The 21790-nt window shown below is 49.7% G+C and carries 18 protein-coding genes; 13 read left to right on the top strand and 5 right to left on the bottom strand.

Annotated elements, in window-relative coordinates; genetic code table 11:
- Complete coding sequence (locus BMW43_RS15925; protein ID WP_245732534.1) at positions 1 to 651, bottom strand: trimeric intracellular cation channel family protein; 651 nt, start codon at positions 649 to 651, stop codon at positions 1 to 3.
- A 245-nt stretch (positions 652 to 896) separates the two neighbouring features.
- Positions 897 to 1703 (bottom strand): glutamate racemase, encoded by an 807-nt coding sequence (murI, locus tag BMW43_RS15920; protein ID WP_091749848.1) that lies wholly within the window; start codon positions 1701 to 1703, stop codon positions 897 to 899.
- Positions 1704 to 2147: 444 nt separating this feature from the next.
- Between murI and BMW43_RS15915 the strand changes: the two genes are divergently transcribed.
- The 6 genes from BMW43_RS15915 to BMW43_RS15890 all read left to right on the top strand — a co-directional run bounded on the left by BMW43_RS15915 (position 2148) and on the right by BMW43_RS15890 (position 9675).
- On the top strand, positions 2148 to 3596 hold the full coding sequence (locus BMW43_RS15915; RefSeq protein ID WP_091749939.1) for a sigma-54 interaction domain-containing protein: 1449 nt from the start codon (positions 2148 to 2150) through the stop codon (positions 3594 to 3596).
- 279 nt (positions 3597 to 3875) lie between these two features.
- Positions 3876 to 5156, top strand: coding sequence for an L-cysteine desulfidase family protein (locus tag BMW43_RS15910; RefSeq protein WP_091749846.1), 1281 nt, complete (start codon positions 3876 to 3878; stop codon positions 5154 to 5156).
- A 134-nt stretch (positions 5157 to 5290) separates the two neighbouring features.
- Entirely contained in the window at positions 5291 to 6400 is a 1110-nt protein-coding gene (locus BMW43_RS15905; protein ID WP_177173631.1) for a GGDEF domain-containing protein, read from the top strand.
- Between the two features lie 139 nt (positions 6401 to 6539).
- Positions 6540 to 7103, top strand: coding sequence for an acyloxyacyl hydrolase (locus BMW43_RS15900; protein WP_091749840.1), 564 nt, complete (start codon positions 6540 to 6542; stop codon positions 7101 to 7103).
- Between the two features lie 461 nt (positions 7104 to 7564).
- Positions 7565 to 8746, top strand: a complete 1182-nt coding sequence (locus tag BMW43_RS15895; protein WP_245732532.1) for an SAM-dependent methyltransferase — start codon at positions 7565 to 7567, stop codon at positions 8744 to 8746.
- 206 nt (positions 8747 to 8952) lie between these two features.
- Positions 8953 to 9675, top strand: a complete 723-nt coding sequence (locus BMW43_RS15890; protein WP_091749838.1) for an HAD family hydrolase — start codon at positions 8953 to 8955, stop codon at positions 9673 to 9675.
- A gap of 27 nt (positions 9676 to 9702) precedes the next feature.
- Here the strand turns inward: BMW43_RS15890 and BMW43_RS15885 are convergent, their stop codons facing one another.
- Entirely contained in the window at positions 9703 to 10962 is a 1260-nt protein-coding gene (locus BMW43_RS15885; RefSeq protein ID WP_091749835.1) for an APC family permease, read from the bottom strand.
- A gap of 126 nt (positions 10963 to 11088) precedes the next feature.
- Between BMW43_RS15885 and BMW43_RS15880 the strand changes: the two genes are divergently transcribed.
- From BMW43_RS15880 to BMW43_RS15870, 3 genes are all read left to right on the top strand, one after another.
- Positions 11089 to 11991, top strand: a complete 903-nt coding sequence (locus tag BMW43_RS15880; protein ID WP_091749833.1) for a LysR family transcriptional regulator — start codon at positions 11089 to 11091, stop codon at positions 11989 to 11991.
- Between the two features lie 383 nt (positions 11992 to 12374).
- Positions 12375 to 13121: a DUF169 domain-containing protein gene (locus tag BMW43_RS15875; RefSeq protein ID WP_091749830.1), complete on the top strand. Its 747-nt coding sequence runs from the start codon at positions 12375 to 12377 to the stop codon at positions 13119 to 13121.
- Between the two features lie 131 nt (positions 13122 to 13252).
- Positions 13253 to 13720, top strand: a complete 468-nt coding sequence (locus tag BMW43_RS15870) for a pyridoxamine 5'-phosphate oxidase family protein (RefSeq protein WP_091749827.1) — start codon at positions 13253 to 13255, stop codon at positions 13718 to 13720.
- Positions 13721 to 13777: 57 nt separating this feature from the next.
- On the opposite strand, the gene BMW43_RS15865 is transcribed toward BMW43_RS15870, so the two are convergent.
- Complete coding sequence (locus BMW43_RS15865) at positions 13778 to 14983, bottom strand: MFS transporter (RefSeq protein ID WP_091749824.1); 1206 nt, start codon at positions 14981 to 14983, stop codon at positions 13778 to 13780.
- Between the two features lie 155 nt (positions 14984 to 15138).
- On the opposite strand from BMW43_RS15865, the gene BMW43_RS15860 reads away from it, so the two are divergent.
- The 4 genes from BMW43_RS15860 (at position 15139) to sfsA (ending at position 20726) form a co-directional block, all read left to right on the top strand.
- Positions 15139 to 16893 carry an ABC transporter ATP-binding protein gene (locus BMW43_RS15860; protein ID WP_245732530.1) on the top strand — a complete coding sequence of 585 codons (1755 nt, stop codon included), beginning with the start codon at positions 15139 to 15141 and terminating at the stop codon, positions 16891 to 16893.
- Positions 16877 to 18721 (top strand): ABC transporter ATP-binding protein, encoded by a 1845-nt coding sequence (locus tag BMW43_RS15855; protein WP_091749821.1) that lies wholly within the window; start codon positions 16877 to 16879, stop codon positions 18719 to 18721. Before BMW43_RS15860 ends, BMW43_RS15855 begins: the two co-directional genes overlap by 17 nt.
- 201 nt (positions 18722 to 18922) lie before the next feature.
- Positions 18923 to 19519, top strand: coding sequence for an O-methyltransferase (locus BMW43_RS15850; RefSeq protein WP_091749818.1), 597 nt, complete (start codon positions 18923 to 18925; stop codon positions 19517 to 19519).
- A 79-nt stretch (positions 19520 to 19598) separates the two neighbouring features.
- Positions 19599 to 20726 carry a DNA/RNA nuclease SfsA gene (gene sfsA / locus BMW43_RS15845; RefSeq protein ID WP_218140705.1) on the top strand — a complete coding sequence of 376 codons (1128 nt, stop codon included), beginning with the start codon at positions 19599 to 19601 and terminating at the stop codon, positions 20724 to 20726.
- A gap of 108 nt (positions 20727 to 20834) precedes the next feature.
- Here sfsA and hpsH read toward each other — a convergent pair whose 3' ends face one another.
- Positions 20835 to 21770 (bottom strand): (2S)-3-sulfopropanediol dehydratase activating enzyme, encoded by a 936-nt coding sequence (gene hpsH, locus BMW43_RS15840; protein ID WP_091749812.1) that lies wholly within the window; start codon positions 21768 to 21770, stop codon positions 20835 to 20837.
- Positions 21771 to 21790: the final 20 nt, after the last annotated feature.

The raw sequence follows: 21790 nt of genomic DNA, 5'->3' as shown, positions 1-21790 counted from the left end.
TTATTCGTGTTCCGGTTCTTGCTCAATTGGGATTGTCTTTTCCGCAGCGCCGAGGACCGGGAAATTCCAGCCGTATTTGATGCAACACAGGCGAAGCCCGGTCGTAATCAGAAAGCTGAGATATAGTGGCAACGGGCCGTCAAGATACATCTGGGAGTAATAAAAGGTCATGGCCCCCATGATGGTGGTGATCGCATATACTTCCTGACGGAATACATAGGGAATTTCCTTCACAATCACATCACGGATGACGCTGCCGCCGATGCCGGTAATAACCGAGATGGTAGTAACAATAAATAAAGAGTCCAGATTGTGCTGCAGCGCCAGTTTGGCGCTGGTGGCGGTAAACGCTCCCAAACCGATGGCATCAAATACCTGAATGGTATTTTTATATTGCTCCAGCCAGCGGTAGGTAAAAAATACAACCAAGGTAACCAGCGAGCTGATAATAAAAAAGGTAGGGTCCCGGAAAGTTAACGGCGGCGTATTGCCGATAACAACGTCCCGCAGTATCCCGCCGCCGATGGCGGTTGTTATGGCCAGCACCAGTACGCCGAAGACATCCAGCCTTTTTTGTATTCCCGTTAAGGCACCGGAAACGGCAAAAGCCACGATGCCCATAATTTCAAATATAGTCCAAGCGGTTATCAATGCTTCTTCCTCTTTTCATACCTGTAATATATCCGGTCTGTCTGAAAGCATAATGACCTCACAGACTTTTTCCCACGCATTCTTTTACGCTTTCCAAGCAGTCAAACCATTAGTTATTTTAACACAAATATAAGCTATGTGCTGCAAAAAAAGAAAAAATGCCATGGCGGCATTTTTCTAAGCTAAGGGGACGGTCCTGACGCTTCCGAAGTGACAGCGGGTTAAGAAGAGGTGTAATGAAAGTTTTATTTATGAGAAATAGGAGCCTGCAGGTTATCGAGAATATGCAGTCTTTCCAGTAAGCGGGCATATTGCTGCAAGAGTTGGGGGTCCTGAACTTTGCTCCCTGACATGTAATACTCAACAGAGCCGGTGCCTTGCTGGAGCTGACTGGTTTTCTGCAAGGTCCGGGCGAGGTTTTCGGCTGTACCCTTGCCACCGTCAATGATATCCACTTCGGGGGTAAAGATCGTTTGCATGGTGTCTTTATAGAAGGGGAAATGGGTACAGCCCAGAACGACGGTGCCATACTCAGCCAGTTTGTAAGGGGCTAATCTCGCCGTAAGGTAGGGGCGCACTACAGCTTCGCTAAATTCAAACCGTTCGGCAAATTCCACCAGACCGGGCAGAGCCAGCCCGTCGACAATATGGTCTTCGTCGAGCCTGGCAACCAGGTTATTGAATTTTTCCTCCCGCAGAGTAAGGCTGGTCGTAAAAACCAGGACCCGGCGGCCCCTTTCCTGACTTTTCAAGATAGCGGGCTTAACGGCCGGCTCGATACCGATAATGGGGAAATCGTACTTTTCACGCAATTCCCGGGCGGCGACGCTGGTAGCTGTATTACAGGCGATAACCAGAGCCTTGATGCCTTGCCGCACTAAAAAGTCCACTGCTTCAAATATATATTTTCTTACGTCTGCCTTGGACTTTTCGCCATATGGCACATGCTTTGTGTCAGCGTAATATATGTAATCTTCCTTGGGCAGTAAGCGCAAAGCATGATACAGCACGGTCATACCACCTATACCAGAATCAAAAAAGCCTATCTTCATATGTTTCTACCTCACTTGTTTATTCTAGGACGTGTTTTCAAACTGACGGAATGATCTATAGCGAATGTTTTTTGCGCCAAACGAGGCATGCCCTAAAGGGCACGCGAAATTTTGCAGGAACAATGGCTCCTATTCCCTGAAATTTTAATGAAGTATGGCAGCGCCGTCAGGGAACGTTTTGGATAGTGTAAGCACACACCCTGGGTTGGAATGCAGGTTATTATCGGCAATTCCGCTGTGATCGGCAGTGAGCATCTTTTAAGCGACTTATTATATTATGCCCTTCCAGCCTTTACCTGTCCAAATCCAAAGACTATTATCATTATACCCAACAACGGCAGTCGATACAATATTTGCCAAGGATTTGACGGGCAGGAAAGCGCCGGAGCGCAGGCGAATATGTCTTATTATATTTGTGCGAATGTATGGAAGGTGGCAAGGGGTATGAAAAAGAGCAGTTCCGGCATTGCCCATATTCAGCCGTTTGTCCAGGAATATGCCGAAACTATCACTGACGTTCTGGAAATAGCCGTTACGATTATTGACGAACAGGGTGTCAGGATTGGCGGGACCGGCCTGCACGCCGAGAGCATTGGTCAACCGATTCCTGACGGAGCTTTTTTTCGTGAAGTGCTGGCCACCGGCAAGCCCGGTTTTATTCCCGGCACCGGTGATAACAGTGCCTGTAAAAACTGTACCACTGCTTTTTGTTGCCAGGAGCTTGCCACGATGGGTTTTCCGATCAAAAAGCACGGACAGACGGTTGGGGTGATTGGCGTAATCGCCTTCACCGCCGAACAACGAGAGCGTTTAACGCGCAATTCGGCTAAGTTTTTCGTTTTCCTGGGCCATATGAGCAGCCTGCTGGAAAGCAAGCTGTTCATGCTGGATGACCAATGGCGGCTGCAGCATCAGGTACAGGAAGCGTTGGAAACAATAAATGGAAAGTATGTGTTCGGCGGGTTGCTGGGCCGCGATGCGGCCTTTGTTCAATTGCTGCAAAGGGCACAGCAGGTGGCCATCAGCAATGCGACCGTTCTCATCCGGGGGGAAAGCGGCACCGGGAAGGAATTGCTGGCCAAGGCCATTCATGCGGAAAGCGGACGTAAGGACCAACCCTTTGTTGTGGTGAACTGCCCTTCCGTACCGGAAAATTTATTCGAAAGTGAACTGTTCGGCTATGAGGCGGGTTCCTTTACCGGCGCCAACAAAGCCGGCAAAAAAGGAAAGTTTGAGCTGGCGGATAAAGGTACGTTGTTTTTGGATGAGATCGGTGATTTACCGCTGGCGCTGCAGCCTAAATTGCTGCGGGCTATTCAGGAGCGCTCGATTGAACGCATTGGCAGCATACAGCCGCTGCCGGTCGATGTGCGGATTATTGCCGCCACCAACCGGAATCTGGAAAAAATGATGCAAGAAGGCGGCTTTCGTGAGGATTTTTATTATCGCCTGAATGTTATTCCGCTGACCATTCCGCCCTTGCGTTCACGGCCGGCTGATATACCACTTTATCTTGACCATTTTTTGGAGAATTTTGCCCGGAATTTAAACAGGGGAAACCTGCGGCTGGAAGAAAGCCTGCGGCGCTGGCTGGTAAGCTATCCGTGGCCCGGCAATATCCGTCAACTGGAACATGCTCTGGAATATATGGTAACTATGGCGCGGGGGGAAATCCTGGCCTTGCGGGAGCTGCCGGCTGATTTGCTGGCTGATCAGGACGAGCACGGTTTTGCCGGCGGCTTGGAGGAACAACTGGCGGCATACGAAAAACAAGTGCTCAAGACGTATGTTGCACCGGGAGCTACCCTGGCGGCTAAGAAAAAAGCGGCGGAGCAGCTAAAGATCAGTCTGGCTACACTATATCGGAAATTGGATAAATATCAGCTTCATTAGGCTTGTGGTTTCTCAATGGTGAGAAATCGTTCTCACTATTACAAACAACCGTTGGCAGGCTGCCAGCCTAGTGTTGTTTAGACCGGTCTTCGCAAACTTGCGAAGACCGGTTGCTTTTTTTTAGCAAACGAACCTAAACTGATCGTTTGCGGATTGACGTATTACCCGGGAAATAAAGGGTTCGACAAATTAGTAGCTGTTTTTGTGAAATATGGCATGCTTTTTGCTAATGAAAAAGGGAAATGATGCTTTGATTTTGTAAAGGAGTGGAAACAGCTTATGAATAAAGGCAGGACATTATTTGAAAATTATCTTGAGATATTGAAGGAAGAACTGGTGCCGGCTTTGGGGTGCACTGAGCCGATTGCCATTGCTTATGCCGCCGCCAAAGCCCGGGAGGTTCTGGGGAGTTTTCCGGAAAAAGCCATACTGGAATGCAGCGGTAATATAGTGAAAAATGTTAAAAGTGTGGTCATACCCAATACCGGTGGACTTGCGGGGATTCGGGCGGCCATGCTGGCCGGGCTGGTGGGCGGCAAGGCCGCCGAGCGTCTGGAGGTGCTGGCTCATATGACGCCGGCCGGTATGGCAGAGGTTAAGCAATTGGAGAAAAATCAATTTGGCGACATCAGACTACTGAATACAGACATTAACCTGCACCTCATTTTACACTTGTCGTCCGGATCGGATACCGTTACCGTGGAATTAAAGAATACGCACACTCATATATGCCGGATCGAAAAGAATGGACAACTCCTGCAGCAGGAAGCGGCGGAAACGCGTATAAACGAAGGGGTAACGACCGACCGCTCCCTGCTCACAGTGCGGGACATTTACCGGTTTGCCAGCAAGGTGCCGTTGGAGTGGGTAAAAGGGATTATTACCAGGCAGGTTGCCTGCAACATGGCTCTGGCCGAAGCGGGGCTGTGCGGGGCCTATGGGGTGAGAATAGGCCGTACCTTGCTGGACAGCGGACAGGGCGATCAGGTGCTGTGTAAGATAAAAGCTTATGCAGCCGCCGCTTCGGAGGCAAGAATGGGGGGCTGCATGCTGCCCGTTATCACCAATTCCGGCAGCGGGAATCAATCGATTGCCAGTACTGTTCCGGTGATTGTGTATGCCAGCGAGCAGCAATTGCCGGAAGAAAGGCTGTATCGCGGTTTGGTACTTTCCAATTTATTAACCATTCACCAAAAGACTTCTATTGGTCGTTTGTCTGCCTTTTGCGGTGCCGTCAGCGCAGCTTGTTCCAGCGGTGCTGCGATTACCTATTTGGCGGGAGGCAATTTGCGGCAAATCAATCAGACCATCCACAATATGCTGGCCAATGTGCCCGGTATTGTCTGTGACGGCGCAAAACCGTCCTGTGCGGCCAAGATAGCTTCCTGCCTGGACGCTGCCTATATGGCGCATACGCTGGCCCGGCGGGGCAGCCAATATCAGGCCGGTCAGGGAATTATCAAACACGATGTGGAAGAAACCATTGCCGCTGTGGGCCGGCTGGCTTCGCGCGGCATGCGGGCGACCGATGCGGAAATCCTGCAAATCATGCTGGAGTAGAGGGTGACAGGCAGGCGCAATAAAGATTTTTGCCGATGAAAAAAAATAAACTCGATTTCGAGCTTTTTATCCGAATTTCGACAATGCAGTGCGGTATAATGGAAGTAAATAGCGGATTAGTGAGGAATCGTGACATGTCCAGGTTTATTCGGTATACTGACAGTGCGGTAGAGCAATTTTATTTAAAGGAGGACGTAGCAAATACGAAAACCGGGATTGTGGTTGCTATTTGCTTCTGTCTCCTATTCGTCATCAATGATTATGTTTTTTTAGGGACAGGCTTGCTGTTTTATCAGACTGTTTTGGTCCGTCTGATCTTTACGGCATTGTCGGTAGGCTGTCTGTTTTTTTTGCGGCGGATAAAATCCTATCAGCAGCATGAGCGGTTGGTGTATGGTTGGTCTGTCTTACTGGTTTTGCTGCTTGCCTACGTGAATCTGACCAGGCAAGCCGACAACATCAATTTTACTTATCTGGACCCTTTGATTGTTCTTTTAATATTGATCTATTTTCCGGGCGCGGTAGGGAAAAAAGCTGTCTTGGCCGGCTGCCAGGTCATCATTGATTTGGCTATCGCAGCTTTTTTAAGAAATTCTCCGTATACCTTGTCCTGGGAAGTCATCACTTGTGCTTATGTGCTTTCGTTTATCTTAGGTCTTGTTATTGCGGTAAAACTTTGTGCCTTTCGTCATGAACATTATTATGCGTTGGTAAAAGAACAAAACCTGCGCCTGGAACTGGAGAAGTCCGCCTATACCGATTGCCTGACAGGTGCTTTCAACCGGCGTAAGTTTTTTCAGTTGGGTGAGGAATTATTCAACCGGTTTCAGGAAAATCAAGAGGTTTTTGCGCTGATTATGCTGGATTTGGACTTTTTTAAGAATTTGAATGATAAATTCGGCCATGCCGCAGGCGATGCTTTTTTATTGTCCTTTTCCAAGCTGATATTGCAGCATACACGGGCTGGCGATATCATGGGCCGACTGGGTGGCGAAGAGTTTGCGCTGATATTGCCTGTTACCTGTCTGGATTTTGCTAATGAGGTTGCGGAGAAGATCCGTTATTCCTGTGAGCAAAACAAAGCTTTTTTTAATAAAAGGATGCTGCAAACTACCGTGAGCATCGGTGTAACCGAGGTTTGCGATAAAGACCGGTCCTTTGCCGAGGCATTAAACCGGGCGGATGAAGCACTCTATCAGGCCAAACGCTGGGGACGCAATCAAGTGCACTTAAGCGAAGCCTGAGATGCAGCCGGGTATGCCGGAATTTTTACAATACATTGATAGGGCGACAGGAAAATGCTCCGCTACCTAGAATATCTAACATGTTCTGCAGAAAAAACAGGACGCAGCAAGAAAATTTTTACATAGGGAGCGTCATATTGTGCGTAAATATTTTTATCCGGTTATCGTACTGACTGTGCTATTGGCTTTTATGGCGGGAAGACCCATTGGCTATGCGGCGGACGCCAAACTGGAGCTGGACTGGGATTATTTAACGCCCATGAAAGCAAACCGCGATCTGGATACGGTATCGCTGCATGTTCTGCAAAAGATTTCGGAGAAGGGTAGCCGGTCCGTCTACCGGGGCATCACCATCACCCGTCCCCAAGGCAGCATAGACTATACGCGGCAGGATCAGGACAGTAGCGCAACCGGTATCGGACCTGTTTATCTGGTGCGCAACGAGCGGGAGCTTTCCGGCAAGCTAGCGGTGGCATTTGATATGAGCGGTGGCTTTATCGTGTATGACAAAATCTTTCCGGCCGGTGGGCGGTACTATAACTTTATGTGGCGGGCAGGCCCGCAGTTCGTTTATAAGTTTAACGAGAATACCTCGCTGAATGTTGGCTACATGTTCATGCATGTTTCCAATGGTGGTTATCGTGGTCATAATCCCTCGTATAATGCGCACGGCGTATCCATGGGCGTAACCAGCAAGTTTTAAGAATAAACAGAGGATGGCCGGCCCATCGGGAAATAACTGATCAACGATAAACAGTGGCCGGTTCGATCATTTAGGATGTGCTGAAAAGGGATAAGGGAAAGTAGAAAATAAAGAAATTGCCGGCGGCGATCACGAAAGTGGTCACAGCCGGCAGTTTTTATTTGGACAATGTTTATCCGCTACAGAGGAAAGAGTAATTTTGCCGTGTTTTTAGGCGATTTTTGGGCAAAATGGAAGAGAAAGTCCGATTTAGACGGCAGAAAGTCAAGAATGCCTGTAAAATCTTTCCTTATCTTGTTTTTGTTTAATTGATAGGGTCGGAGGAGAAGCGTATAATCAGTGGTAAGTGGGCAATATAGGTTTCGTAACAGCGATGTTGCTTTGTCGTGCTACAGGATTTCCGGATATTTTTGAACTGCCTGTTTTACCGCTTTGGGTTTAATATTTTGGAGATACATGGGGTGATTGGGTTGTTGAAAAAAATGGCACTGAAACTTTTGCTGAAAACCTGGAAAAAAGGTGGATTTTCCGTTGTATTCTGGGATGGGGAGGAAGAGTCCTATGGCGGTGAACCGCCGTCCTTTAAAGTGATTTTTCATAAGGAGCCGCCCATAAAGTTCAATACGGAGGATATGGTGCTGGCCCTGGGAGAAGCCTATATGGACGGGCTGATCGACCTGGAGGGCTCGATGGACGATATCATTCGTATCGTTATGCTGAACACCCAGCCTCAGCCACTGGAACGACAGGGGGTTTTGAACCCCGGCACTGTGGATTGTAAGGTACAGCAGGAGCATATTGAGCATCATTATGATTTGGGCAATGATTTCTTTTCCCTCTGGCTGGATGAAACGATGAGTTATTCCTGCGCCTATTTTAAAGAACCGGGAGATTCCCTGCAGCAGGCGCAGCTACAGAAAATTGATCATATATTGAAAAAGCTGAACCTTAAACCGGGAGAGCGGCTGCTGGATATTGGCTGCGGCTGGGGCTGGCTGATTATCCGGGCCGCCCAGCAATATCAGGTGAAGGCGACCGGTATTACCCTAAGTACCGAGCAATATGAAGGCACTAAGCGACGGATCGCCGAGTTGGGGCTGGAGGATCAGGTCCAGGTCGAGCTGCGGCATTATCTGGAGGTCGATCCGCGAAAAGAACAGTTTGATAAAATTGTCAGTGTCGGCATGTTTGAGCATGTGGGAAGAGCGAATTTAGGACGCTATATGCAACAGGTACATAACTTGCTGGTTCCCGGTGGTCTATCTTTGCTGCATTCTATTACAGGTATGTTTGAGGAAGTGACCAATCCCTGGATTGCCAAGTATATTTTCCCGGGAGGGTATGTTCCATCATTGCGGGAGACGGTGTGGCTGCTGCCGGAATATGATTTTCATTTGCTGCAGTTGGAAAGCCTGCGCCTGCATTATGCCATGACGCTGGATCGCTGGTATGAAAACTTCGCGCAGAAAAAAGATCTTATCCGGCAAAAATTTGATGAACGGTTTATCCGTATGTGGGAGCTATATTTAAGAGGCTGCGCCTCTGCTTTCCGGGTGTCAGGGCTGGATATCCATCAATTGCTATTTTCCAAAGGGATTAATAACGAGACTCCCCTGACTTATGAACATGTTTATGCTGAATAAACCGGTGGTTCGCGCTTTGCCGCGAGAAACCTAAAACATCCCGGAGGGATTTCCCTGCGGGATGTTTTTATGCCGGTGTCAGTCCCGGCAGTAAAATACTCAAGTGTTTACAGGTGTTGTTTACGACGCTCTGCGCGGTCTGTTACAATAGGAGAAAGAAGGCTATACGGCGGCAGCCGGCCGGCTTAATAAACGGGAGGGTAGCTATGACAAAAGGGCAGAACAATCCGGGAGTGCCGATTAAAGCGGTTATTTTTGATTTGGACGGTACCTTGATTGACAGTGAACCTAACTATTATGAGAGCGATAAAAAATTGCTAAAGGAATATGATATTGATTTTACCGAGGAAATGGGTCTTAAATACGTTGGTATCAGTTCGCTGGATATGATAAAAGAGATTAAGCAGAGTTTTCAAATTACCGAATCTCTGGAAAGTTTAATGGAAAAGAAGAACCGTTACTATCTGGATATCGCCAGAGAGAATACCAAGGTTTTTCCGGAAATGTTTTCTTTCTTGCGGCGTTTGCAGGCGGAAAACATGCCGATGGCCATTGCTTCGGGCTCTTCTGTAGAGGTTATTGAGTTACTGGCCTCAATTACCGGCATTGCTTCTTATTTTCAATTGTTTGTTTCGGCGGAGGAAGTGGCGAAGGGAAAACCGGCTCCCGATATTTTTCTGGAAACGGCCAGACGGCTTAGGGTGCCGCCGGAAAATTGCCTGGTGCTGGAAGATTCGCAGTATGGTGTGGAGGCGGCTAAACAGGCCGGGATGTATTGTATTTCTTTCCCTTTCCCCCCGGTGCAGCCGCTGCCCGCCAGCTTCCAAAAAGCCGATGTATTGTATAAAAAGGGAATGGCCGAGTTTTCGGCGAAGCATGCCTTTGCCTGGGTACAAAAAATGCTGGGTAACCAAGCCGATTTCCGATAAGGGCAGTATGGCATACCGCAAACGCAATCAGTTCGGCTTAAGCCGGGCACGAAACTGCCGTAAAGACAGCAGACCTGCTATGCCAAGGGGATACAAGATCGCCCAACCGGAGAATAAAAAGACTATGCCCGATACAAATGCGCTAAACCAAGCCAACAGTTTGGCTGCTTTGCCGGAAAGAATGCGGGCTGAGGCCAGCATGCCAAGCAGGTATACGATAAGAAAATTAGCGCAGGGCAGATTGATCAGTGCTTTCAGGTCCCAGGACAGTACGTAGCTTAACGACAATATGAGCAAATAGAGTGGGGCAAAGGCCAGCAGTGCGATATGGGGCGTTTGAAATTTGGTATGCAACTGGCCGAAGTGGGGCGGGAAATGTCCGTCCCTGGCCTGGGCATATACCAGGCGGGAGAAGCCGGCGATAAAGGTCTGGACAGGGCAATAGCAGGCAATAAAGCCTAAAATGGCTACCACTATCCCGGCCATGCTCCCCCACCGGTAGGATATCAGTGTGACCATGGCGGTGAGCGGTGTCTCGGAATGGTACACATTACTGCCGATCGTGACAAATGCCACGGCAAGATATAACAGGTTAACAAGAATAACCGAGATGCCCAGGCTGATAGGGATATCTTTGGTTGGGTTTTTAAATTCCTCCGCTAAATTTCCGATCATTTCCCAGCCGATAAAAGCAAAAAAGATTAATGACATGGCTTCACCAACGGCAGTCCAGCCATGGGGAAGCAAAGGAAGAAAGGCCGAATGCTTAATGGCGGGCAGAGCAGACAAAACAGCAAAAGCGAGAATGAGCAGGATCACGGATACCACACCTAACTGGGTACGGCCGGACAACTCAATACCCCGGTAATTCAGGGCAATGGCCAGTAGCAGCATACCGGCCGCTGCAGCGTGAATGCCTGCCTCTGACCAGCCGAAGACACTAGCCAGGTAATGGGCACCGATCAAAGCCGTAACGGGCATGCCAAAGGGCATAGCAGTCAGCATGAGTACGCCGGTAAGGCGGCTGGGAAAATCACCGAACCCTTGCCGGACATAGGTTGCCATACCTCCCGAATCGGGAAAGCGGGAGGACATCAGACTAATGACAATAACCATGGGCAGCGATAGCAGCCCCATAAGCAGCCAGCTGATGAGTGAGGCCGGGCCGGCCATCGTTGCCGTGATGGACGGCAGAACCAGGATACCGGCGCCGAGAACGGCTCCGACCGTTAAAGCCGAACCTTGCAGCCAGGTAATGCTTTTTTTTAATTTTATTTGCGGTTGCATAGAGGGCGCTCCCTTACATAAGAATTGGATTGCAACAGGATTTACTATATCGTATCATAAAAGTAATGATGTGATAATTCGATTGTTTAAAAGATAATGATCGAAAAAAACGATGGAAGTGATGATATGGACAGCAAACATCTGATTACCTTTATAACTGTTGCCCGCCTGTTGCATTTCGGTGAGACCGCCCGGACACTAAACTACTCTCAGTCGACCATATCCGAGCATATCCACAGTCTGGAATCATACCTGAATGTGAAACTATTTGAACGTATCGGACGGAAAGTATTTTTGACCGACCGGGGGAAAATCTTCTTACCTTTTGCCGAACGTATGGTGCGGGAAGCCGAGGCGGCAAGACAGGCTTTTCGCGAGGATGTGGTGTTTGCCGGTTCGATTGTGGTAGGAGCCGCTGAGACGCTTTGTGCTTTTTGGCTGCCGCCCTTGCTGAAACGGTACAGAACCTTGTATCCGCAGGTGCAGGTCAACCTGAAAGTAGGCAATTGCATTGATTTTCCCCAGTGGTTGCAACAAAATAGTATTGATGTGGCTTTTGGTCTGCAGGATGAAGCCGGACAACCTCAATTGCGGCAAAAAAGCCTGTTCAGCGGCAAGACGGTGCTGGTTGCGGCGCCGCAGCATGAATTGGCCACCGGAAAGACGCTGTCGGTTCAGCAGTTAAACGGTCAAACCTTTTTGCTGCCCGAAGGGTATTGCGGTTATCCGGTAGATTTGAAGCATCTTTTGGAAAAAGAACGGATTGAGGCTAACACCATTTTGGAATTCGGCAGTCTGGAATCAATCAAGCAATGCGTTAAATATGAACTGGGGATTTCGCTGCTGCCTGAAATTGTTGTACAGGAAGAGCTGCAGCGCGGCGAACTGGCAGTCTTGCCTGTGGCGGGGCTTGATATTCCAATTCAGGCGCAAATGCTGTTTCATCGTGATAAATGGATGTCGCCGCCGCTGCTGGCGCTGGAAAATGTAATCCTGGCTGATGAAGGCAGGGCGGCTGAAGTAAGGTAACCGGATTTGGCGTTTTTTCATACTTTGACGGAAAAGGCATGGGTTGTAGGTTGCTGGATAAAATAACGGAATAGAAACATGTTTTTATTTAGAGGGTTATAGCTGGGAATGGTTAATTACAGTGTAGGAGACAGATTTACCCATCGTTGTGCTTTTGTTTAGTTGCCTAGTGCTTCATCCGGTGGAAAAATGTAGGTAGTATGGCATTGAGAATTTTTGCTGTCAGGCGAGGTGGAGAAGGCGCGCATATCGGCCATATGTAAGCCGACGACAACGAAGACTGGCAGCAAAAAGGCCGATGAGCTACTACAGATTTTCGCGGGATGAAGCATTAGGGTTTACCGACGGTTGTTAAGGAACTAAAATAAAGTGAGGGGAACGACATGGAAAGCTGTTTAGTAAAAGCTCTGGAATTACGGTATCAACCGGTGGCGGTACTACTGCGTAATGAAAAACCGGCTGGCGCGCTGCAGGGGAAGGAAGGCCAATGGAGCTGTATCATTCCGCTGTTTATCGCGGCCGCCAAGGGAAAGACAGCCGTTTTTGAGCGTCAGACAACCGTCTGTCTGGGGGGCAAAGCCGGACTGGGCTTCGGGCAATTTCCCAATTATCCCGGTGGAATCGAGTATTTTTTATCGGTAGGCAAGGAGGGCCTGTTTGAAGGGGAAGGTTATCTCAAAACGCCGGAACTGGGACGGGATTTTGTGGAATGTCTGCCCATCACGGATCTCCCGTTTCCTTATGTGGTGTTTAAGCCGCTGTCAGAGGTAACTGCTGCCGAGGAGCCACCGGTGTTGGTTGTTTTTTATGTCAATGTGGATCAACTGTCGGCGCTGGCCGTATTGGCCAACTATAGCCGGCCAGGGATAGAAAATGTCCTGCTGCCCTTTGGCTCCGGCTGTCAGTCGGTCTTTCTCATCCCTTACGGGGAAACGAAAAAAGATAATCCCCGGGCCGTAGTAGGCCTGACTGATATTACCGTACGCCCCATGGTAGGGCCGGATATGCTGTCCTTTGCCGTACCCTATGCCATGTTCCGGGAGTTGGAGGACAATGTGCCTGGCAGCTTCTTCGAAAAACCTGCGTGGCAAAAAGTGTTGACGCGGCTGAAGCGACAGCAGGCTGACTGACGACAACGAAGGGATGCGGAAAATAGACTGTCAGTATCCATTGGATTAAGGCTGATAAGGTACTGCCGCTGACACTTGATTTTACGGTACATACTTGTGATAACAATGCTGGAGAAGCTGGAGGAGAGACTATGTTTAGTGAGATGAGACGGAACGACAGAGCGATGCAGGAGACGGATACGCAGCAATTGCTGGAAACGGCGCAAGTGGGAACACTGGCGACGGTGAGTGAGGACCATACTCCTTATGCGGTACCCATGAGCTTTGCTTATGTGCCGGGAGTAATTTATTTTCACTGTGCCCCGGAGGGAAAGAAACTGAACAATCTGCGGCATAATGCCAGCGTCTGTTTTACCGTGGCCGATGCTGTGGAGCTATTGCCGGCGGCTTTTTCCACCAAGTATAAATCGGCTATTGTGTTTGGCCGGATGACGGTGATCGACGACCCGGAGGAAAAGCGGCAGGGACTGATTGCGCTGATCAAAAAATACAGCCCCGACTATTATGAGTCAGGGCTGCAATATATTGACCGGGCGCTGGCTAAGACGACCGTACTGAAACTGGAGATCAGCCATATGAGCGGCAAAGCCAGACAATAAGAGAACCTAATACCTTGTCAATCCTAAAACTGTAGGCATAATGAAGGTTACGCGGTACTAACTTTTCCCCTGCAGGTCGCTTTTAACCGAATAGAAGAGTAAGAGGCTGCCGACCAGAGCGGCGGCCATACCGAGGAGCAGCATAGCCTGCACGCTGGCGTGATCCAGCAGCCAGCCACCGGTCATGCTGCCGAACACGCTTCCCAGCGTGGTGGCTCCCACAATAAAGGTCTGGCCTTTTACTTTGTCTTTGTCATTCATTAGTTCATTGACATAATAAATCGAGGCAGGCGTATAAAGAGCAAAAGAAAGTCCCTGGAAAAGCTGAGCAAAGTTGATCATCAGCACCGAGCTTGCCGTTAAAAACAGCAGACTGCGTATGACATAGAAGAAACCGGCGACTTTTAGCAGTGTACCGCTGGTATATTTGGTTACTAAAAGACCAAAACCCAGCATGGCAGGTAATTCGCAGACGGCGGCTATGGTGAGCGACAGGCCGAAATCGCTGTCTTGGCCGCCAATCTGCTTCATAATCTGCAATAAATAGGTGTTGGTGATCGTGTGGAAAATGAAGAGGCAGGTTAAGGCTAGCAAGAATAGGGAAAAACGGTTATATGATTTGGCGAAGCCGGCATAGCTACAGACAGTCCCCCGGCTATCGGGCGGGTCAGGCAGATGTTTCTGCCTTTTTTGTGCTTCCGTTAAGGGAAAGGTTTGGACAAGCAGGAGAAAAAACGTGAGTAGGGCAATATCGGCCAGGGGAAGAATATAGGGATTGGTTTTTGTGGTTAGCAGTCCCAGCAATAACGACAGGAAGGCAAAGGAGATCGAACCGATGCCGCGGGTGAGGCCATAGTTGACCGCATGGCCTTCATTGATATACTCAAAGATAAAGGAATTCAACAGAGGCTGTATCGTCAGTGTCAGGGTAACGGCGCCGCCATACAGGACAGCGCTCCAGACAAGATGGCCGGAAGAGAGCAGGAGGCCGGTCAACAACGCCATATTGCTCAACGTTAGACAGGAAACGACCGCCTTTAAAGAAAGCTTCCCGGTCCTGTCAAGCCAGGAACCGATAGTTGGCTGCAAAATGACCGATAGGATATTGGCAAGGGCCAGTAAAAATCCAATTTGCTGGTTTTCGAATTCCTGTGACAGCAGGAAGACGGAGGCGAAGCTGTAAACAGAACAGAAGGACATCCAATAAAGACCTTGCAGGCCCGCATATTTTATAGTTAATACTGTTGTGTCATCAGATTTCATCAGTGCACTCCCTTTTGTCCGGCATGATCACCTTTCGGTCATATAAAAGTACTTCGTCTCTTAAGAAAAGAAACCCTTTTAATCCAGGTTAGCCATTGCTATGTATAGCAGACTGAAATAAACGCTGCAAAAACGGCTTGAATTGAGGTAGAAACGTGATATTGGTAGATGCATATGGAAGAAAGTATGGAAGGCAGTTTCTGGTGGCTGTTGCTTTTGTGACGTTAGAGGCGGTATGCGATCTTTTGCAGCCGACCATTATGTCCAGGATTATTGATGTCGGCGTAGCCGAAAAAAACTTAACCTATATCCTGCACATGGGAAGTGCTATGCTGGGCATTACGGCTCTTGGCGCTGTGTTCGCTTCAGTGCGCAATATCATTTCCAGCCGGGTGTCGCAGCGGCTGGGGGCCGACTTGCGGCTGGAGCTTTATGAAAAGATTCATAGCCTGTCTTTTTCTACCATCAATCAACTGGACAGGTCTTCTTTGCTGACCCGGCTGACCAATGATGTTGTACAGGTCCAGAACTTTGTTAACGGTCTGATGCGGATTTTTGTCAAGGCTCCCATACTGTGCATCGGCGGTATAATTATGGCCGTGAATTTGAATATGCATCTGTCACTGGTTTTAGTAACCGTGGTTCCGCTTGTCGGGCTGCTGATCATGCTTAATATGAAAGTGGGCTTCCCCCTGTTTGTCAAGGTACAGGCGGCCATCGACAAGATGAATGGTGTCTTGCGGGAGTATCTGTCAGGTGTCCGGGTAGTAAAAGCTTTTAACCGCTTCGATTATGAAGCCGATAAGTTTTCCAAGGTGAATCAAAACCTGCAAGGCAGCACGATTTTGGCCATGCGAGCCATGGCCCTGTTTAGCCCGGGCGTTTCCCTGACTTTAAATATAGGCATTGTGGCCGTGCTTTGGCTGGGCTCTCAGGGAGTTAACAGTGGTCAAATGCAAGTGGGGCAGATTGTGGCGTTTATCAACTATATGACGCAGATTTTATTCTCCCTCATGATTATTTTTATGGTTTTTAATATGTTTGTCCGGGCCGAGGCCTCAGCCCGGCGGATTGAAGAAGTGTTGGTCCGGCAACCGGGTATGGCCTGGATCAGGGAGGGCAGCTCCGGTGAATCAGAGGAAGTCGTCCGGGGAACGGTTAGCTTTGAACATGTTTATTTTTCCTATGACCAAGCTTCGGATGACACCGTTCTCAAAAATATAAGCTTTGTTTGCCGACCGGGCGAGGTAGTCGGTATTATTGGTACAACCGGGGCGGGAAAAACCAGTTTGGTGAATCTGATCCCGCGCTTTTATGATGCTACGGCCGGTCTTGTAGCGGTTAACGGGATCGATGTCCGCCAGGTCAATCCGGCGGAGCTAAGGGAAAAGATAGCGATTGTGCCGCAGCAGACGGTATTGTTTACAGGTACCATTATGGATAATATCAGGTGGGGCAAGGAAGAAGCCAGTGTAGCCGAAATCGAAGCGGCGGCCGTGTTTGCCCAGGCCCATGAGTTTATCAGCCGCTTGCCGGAAGGATATCAAACTCAACTGGGGCAGGGCGGTGTGAATCTTTCGGGCGGGCAAAAACAGCGGGTGTCGTTGGCCCGGGCGTTGGTAAGAAAGCCGGAGATTCTAATCCTGGACGATTGCACCAGTGCGGTCGACGGCGAGACGGAAGGGAAAATAAACCAGGCTATAAGACAATACGCCCGCCAGGCCGCTTGCTTCCTGGTCGGGCAACGTATAACCTCAGTTATAGCGGCGGACAAAATCCTGGTCATGGATGACGGGCAGATCGTGGGGGCAGGCACGCACGGGGAATTGCTCCAAACCTGTCAGGTATACCAGGAAATATTCCAGTCGCAGATGGGGAAGGGGCTGAACCGGCATGCCGTCAGAAAATGATCGGAACAAGGCCGATACATCCCGCTACCAACCGCCGGCTTTCGGCCGGCTGGGCAAAAGGGTGAACGGTACTGTCCCGAAACCCAAAAGCTTTAAGGGGACGCTGCAGCGATTATGGCTTTATCTTAAGCAGGAACAAGGCCAATTGCTTGTGCTCGTCATTTTTATTTTAATCGATGCAGCGCTGATGCTGGCCGGTCCGTATCTCATTGGTCTGGCTGTGGATACTATTTCTGCTGCCGGTGGGCAGATCGATTTTGACCGGCTGGGGTTGCTGCTGTGTGTATTACTGCTGACCTATGTAACGGATGGGGTGCTTTCATTTGGTCAGAGCTGGTTAATGGCCGGAGTGGCGCAGCGCGCGGTGGGAGGATTGCGCACGACGCTGTTTGGTAAGCTGCAGCAGTTGCCTATTGCCTTTTTTGACGGCCATACCCATGGTGAACTGATGAGCCGGTTGTCCAATGACCTGGACAATGTAAGCAGTGCCATATCTCAGTCGCTGGTTCAATTCATCTCGGGAGTCATTGTTCTGTCAGGTTCTTTGCTTATGATGCTTGTTTTGAGCCCGCTGCTCACCTTGGCCAGTCTGGTTACGGTGCCATTGGTCCTGTTGCTGACAAAGACAATTTCCCGGAAAACCGGTAAGTTGTTTAAGGAGCAGCAGACTCAACTGGGGCATTTGAATGCCAAAGCAGAAGAGTCTATTTCGGGCATTCCGGTGATCAAAGCCTTTAACCATGAAGCCAAAGTGATTGCCGAATTCAGGCAGGTAAATCAGGCGCTATGTACGGTGGGTGTTAAGGCACAGATTTGGTCCGGTTTTCTCATGCCGATTATGAATGTAATCAATAATATCGGGTTTACCGTGATTGCCATTGTCGGCGGTATTCTTGCCATCCGGGATGTTGTTACCGTTGGCGTCATTGCCAGTTTTCTTGGTTATTCGCGGCAATTTGTCAGACCTTTAAATGATCTGGCCAATATCTTCAATACTCTCCAATCCGGTGTTGCCGGTGCCGAGCGAGTGTTTGAAATTCTCGATGAACAGGAAGAGCCTGTCGACCGGCCGGGAGCGAAAAGACTGGAAAATCCGGCGGGCCATGTACAATTTGATAATGTCAGTTTTGCTTATCGACCCGGGGCGCCTATCTTAAAAAATGTGAATTTTACTGCCGAACCGGGCAGCACGGTGGCTTTTGTCGGGCCCACGGGCGCCGGCAAAACGACGGTTATTAATCTGCTTACCCGGTTTTATGATGTTACCGGCGGGCGAATTCTATTGGATGGCTCCGATCTACGGGAGTATACAAGGGACAGTTTGCGCCGGTGTTTCGGCATTGTTTTGCAGGATACGTATTTGTTTACGGGAACGGTCAGGGACAATATCAAATATGGGAAGCCGGACGCGACAGATGAGCAGGTGAAGGCCGCTGCCGTCAGAGCTCATGCCGACTCGTTTATCAGACGGCTTCCCGGTCAATATGATGCGCTGCTGACGGAAAATGGCGAGAATATAAGTCAGGGGCAAAAACAATTGCTGGCCATTGCCCGGGCCATACTGGTGGGGCCGTCCATACTGATCCTTGATGAGGCGACAAGCAGCATTGATTCCCGTACGGAATTGCAAATACAGGATGCGTTGTTTGATATTAGAAAAGACCGGACGACCTTTATTATTGCGCATAGACTGAATACCATCCGTGAGGCCGATATGATTCTGGTTATTGATCACGGGGAAGTTGTGGAAGCAGGCCGGCATGAAGCTTTGTTAGCCAGCCAAGGAAGCTATTACCGCATGTTCAATAATCAGTTTAAAAGTCTCTAGTGCTTCATCCGGTGGAAAAACGTAGTATGGCATTGAGCATTTTTGCCGTCAGGCAAGACGGAGGAGGCGCGCATATCGGTCATATGTAAGCCGACGACAACGAAAACTGACGGCAAAAAGGCCGATGAGCCACTACAGATTTTCGCCGGATGAGGCGCTGGTATAAAGAGCGGACCAAGCGCCGCCAAAGGAGGAACCAGCGTGAACCCCCGGGTATACGAATTTCTTAAAGAATTGGAACGGCAAGGGGTGGTGAATGATGCCGCCCAGACAGACCGGCAGGCCAAAATGTTAAATATCACGGAAGATACGGGGCGGTTTCTTGCCATTTTAGTTCAGTCCACCCAGGCAAAAGCAATATTGGAAATCGGGACCTCTAACGGTTATTCAACTATATGGCTGGCCGAAGCGGCCCAAGTGACAGGCGGTCATGTAACAACCGTTGAATTACTGGCGGCTAAAGTCGAAATGGCCAGGAGAAATATTGCCCAGGCTGGTCTGGCGGCTTATGTGACCATTCATACGATGGATGCCGCCGCCTATCTGGCGGCGACGGATTCAGCCGTCAGCCAGTTTATCTTTCTGGATGCCAAGCGAAGTGAATACTGCTCTCTGTGGGAGGATATCAGCCGGATACTTAAACCGGGCGGCTTATTGGTTGTTGATAATGCCGTATCGCACCGGCAGGAGCTTAGTCAGTTTCAGGCGATGATTGAAGCCAATCCCCAATATCAAACTGTTCTGGTGCCGGTAGGCAAGGGGGAATTGGTCGTGTTTAAAAACGGTGTTCCGGCATAGAGCCGGCAGAGACGATACATATTTTTGAAGGATAGCAACCGGATTTATAAGTAGAGTGGTTTTCGAGGGAGGAAGAGCCTTGTATCCTGAGATTATTGAGGCCCGGTTTCAGAGCAGAATAAACCGGTTTGTTGTGTTGTGTGAGTTTGACGGTGCGTCTCAGCTTGCCCATTTGCCTAATCCCGGCAGAATGTGGGAGCTTTTATTTCCCGGTACGCTCTTGTATCTTGTACCGTCGGCGGGAAAAGCTAAAAAGACCGGGTTTAAAGTCATCGGCATTGAGCGGGAAGGAGTGCCGGTTATGCTGGATACTCACTACAGCAACCTGGTCGCCGAAACATTAATTGACCGCCAGTGTATTCCTCAGCTTGCCGGGTGGCGGGTATTGCGGCGGGAAGTCCCCTTTGGGCACAGCCGTTTCGATTTGCTGCTGGGGAAGGGGGAAGAGCAGTTTATTCTGGAGGTTAAATCATGTACCTTATTTGGTAGAAGCCTGGCCATGTTTCCCGACGCAGTTACAGAACGGGGCCGCCGGCATATGCTGGAGCTGGCCCGCCTGGCCGACGAGGGCTACCGGGTAGGAGTGCTCTTTCTTGTACAATGGGACCGGGCGGCATATTTCCTGCCGGATTATCATACGGATCTGGAATTTGCCAGGACTTTTTTGAGTTTGCACCATAAGGTGATGTTTATGGCGGTAGCGATCAATTGGCAGAAGGATTTTTCCCTGCCCGGGCAGGTGCGATCCCTTACCATTCCCTGGGACGTGCTGGAACGGGAAGTCCGTGACAGCGGCTGCTATCTGTTTGTTATCCGTCTGTTGGCGGACCGGGATATTCTGATCGGCAGCAAGGGGTTGCTGCGTTTTAAACAGGGATATTATATTTACGTCGGTTCGGCCAAGGCCAATTTGGCCAAACGGCTGGCGCGGCATCAGCGAAAACGTAAGAAATATCACTGGCACATTGACTATCTGCGGGAGCATAGCGAGTTTCATGCAGCCATACCTATCCGCAGTTCGGAAAATCTGGAGCACGAGTTGGCCAGGGGGATCAGTGACATCGCCGACTGGCAGGTTGATGGTTTTGGCTGTTCCGACTGTCACTGTGCCAGTCATTTGTTCGGCATGGCCGAAGATCCGCTGCACTTGCCCCCATTCATGAAGCTGGTGCAATACTTCCGTATGGACCGCCTGACAGAAGAGTAGCTGGACTGACGCTTTTGTCTTTATAAGTATAAGAAATAGCTGGAAAAATGCTCCGGGTAAAAATAAAGAGGAAGCGGCAGCTTCCCCTTTGGCGGTAAATTTAACTTATTATCCGGTTGTGGTTGTAAACTGTGGCGGCTGCAGCACGGCAGATAGTTCCGCCATTTTTCCCTCCGGCAGCAGCCGGTCGCCCAGCGGGTAATCCCGACCCAGAAAAGTATATTTTGGTTGTCCCAGGCGGTGATAGGGCAGCAGTTCATAACGGACACGGGCGAAGCGGCCGATGAAATCCCGAATGGCGTGAATCTCATCCGGCGAATCGTTAAAGCCGGGAATGACCGGGGTGCGGATCAGAATATCCAGTCCGGGAAACGTTTCCCTCAATTTCATAAAGTTATCTAAAATCAAGGCATTGGAGGCACCGGTATAAAATCGGTGCTTTGCTGCATCCAGCGATTTTATGTCGAAGATAATCCGGTTAAGCTGACCGGCGACCTCCGCCAGGGCAGCCCAGTCGGCATAACCGCAGGTTTCTATGGTAACGTCAATGCGGTGCCGTTTGGCCTCCCGCAGCAAGGCCGTTACGAAACCGGACTGCATGAGCGGTTCGCCGCCGCTGATGGTCAGGCCACCGCCGGAACGGAAATAAAAGGCGCTGTCTGTTGCCACTACTTTCATGACTTCGGCTACCGTCATGGTTTTGCCCAGAATATGGAGGGCGGTTGATGGACAGTCGGCCACGCAGGAAAAGCAGCGCTGGCAGTGAGCGCGCCGACAGGCGATTTTGTCGTTCTCGCCGTCCGTCAGCGCTCCGTGCGGGCAGACAGCCTGGCAACTGCCGCACAGTGTTCGGCCAAGGCATTTCTTTTTATTATAGGCTAGCTCCGGTGCCCGTTCCTGGGACTCCGGATTGCTGCACCAACGGCAGCGAAGCGGGCAGCCTTTGAGGAAGACCACGGTGCGAATGCCGGCGCCGTCATGCACGGAATAGCGTTGGATATTAAAAACAATGCCGTTTTGGCCGGCTAGATTAGCATCAGACATGTTGACCCCTCAATGATTAA

The organism is Propionispora vibrioides (assembly GCF_900110485.1).
In the GTDB taxonomy this organism is placed as follows: domain Bacteria; phylum Bacillota; class Negativicutes; order Propionisporales; family Propionisporaceae; genus Propionispora; species Propionispora vibrioides.
This window is presented reverse-complemented; position numbering and strand designations above follow the sequence as displayed.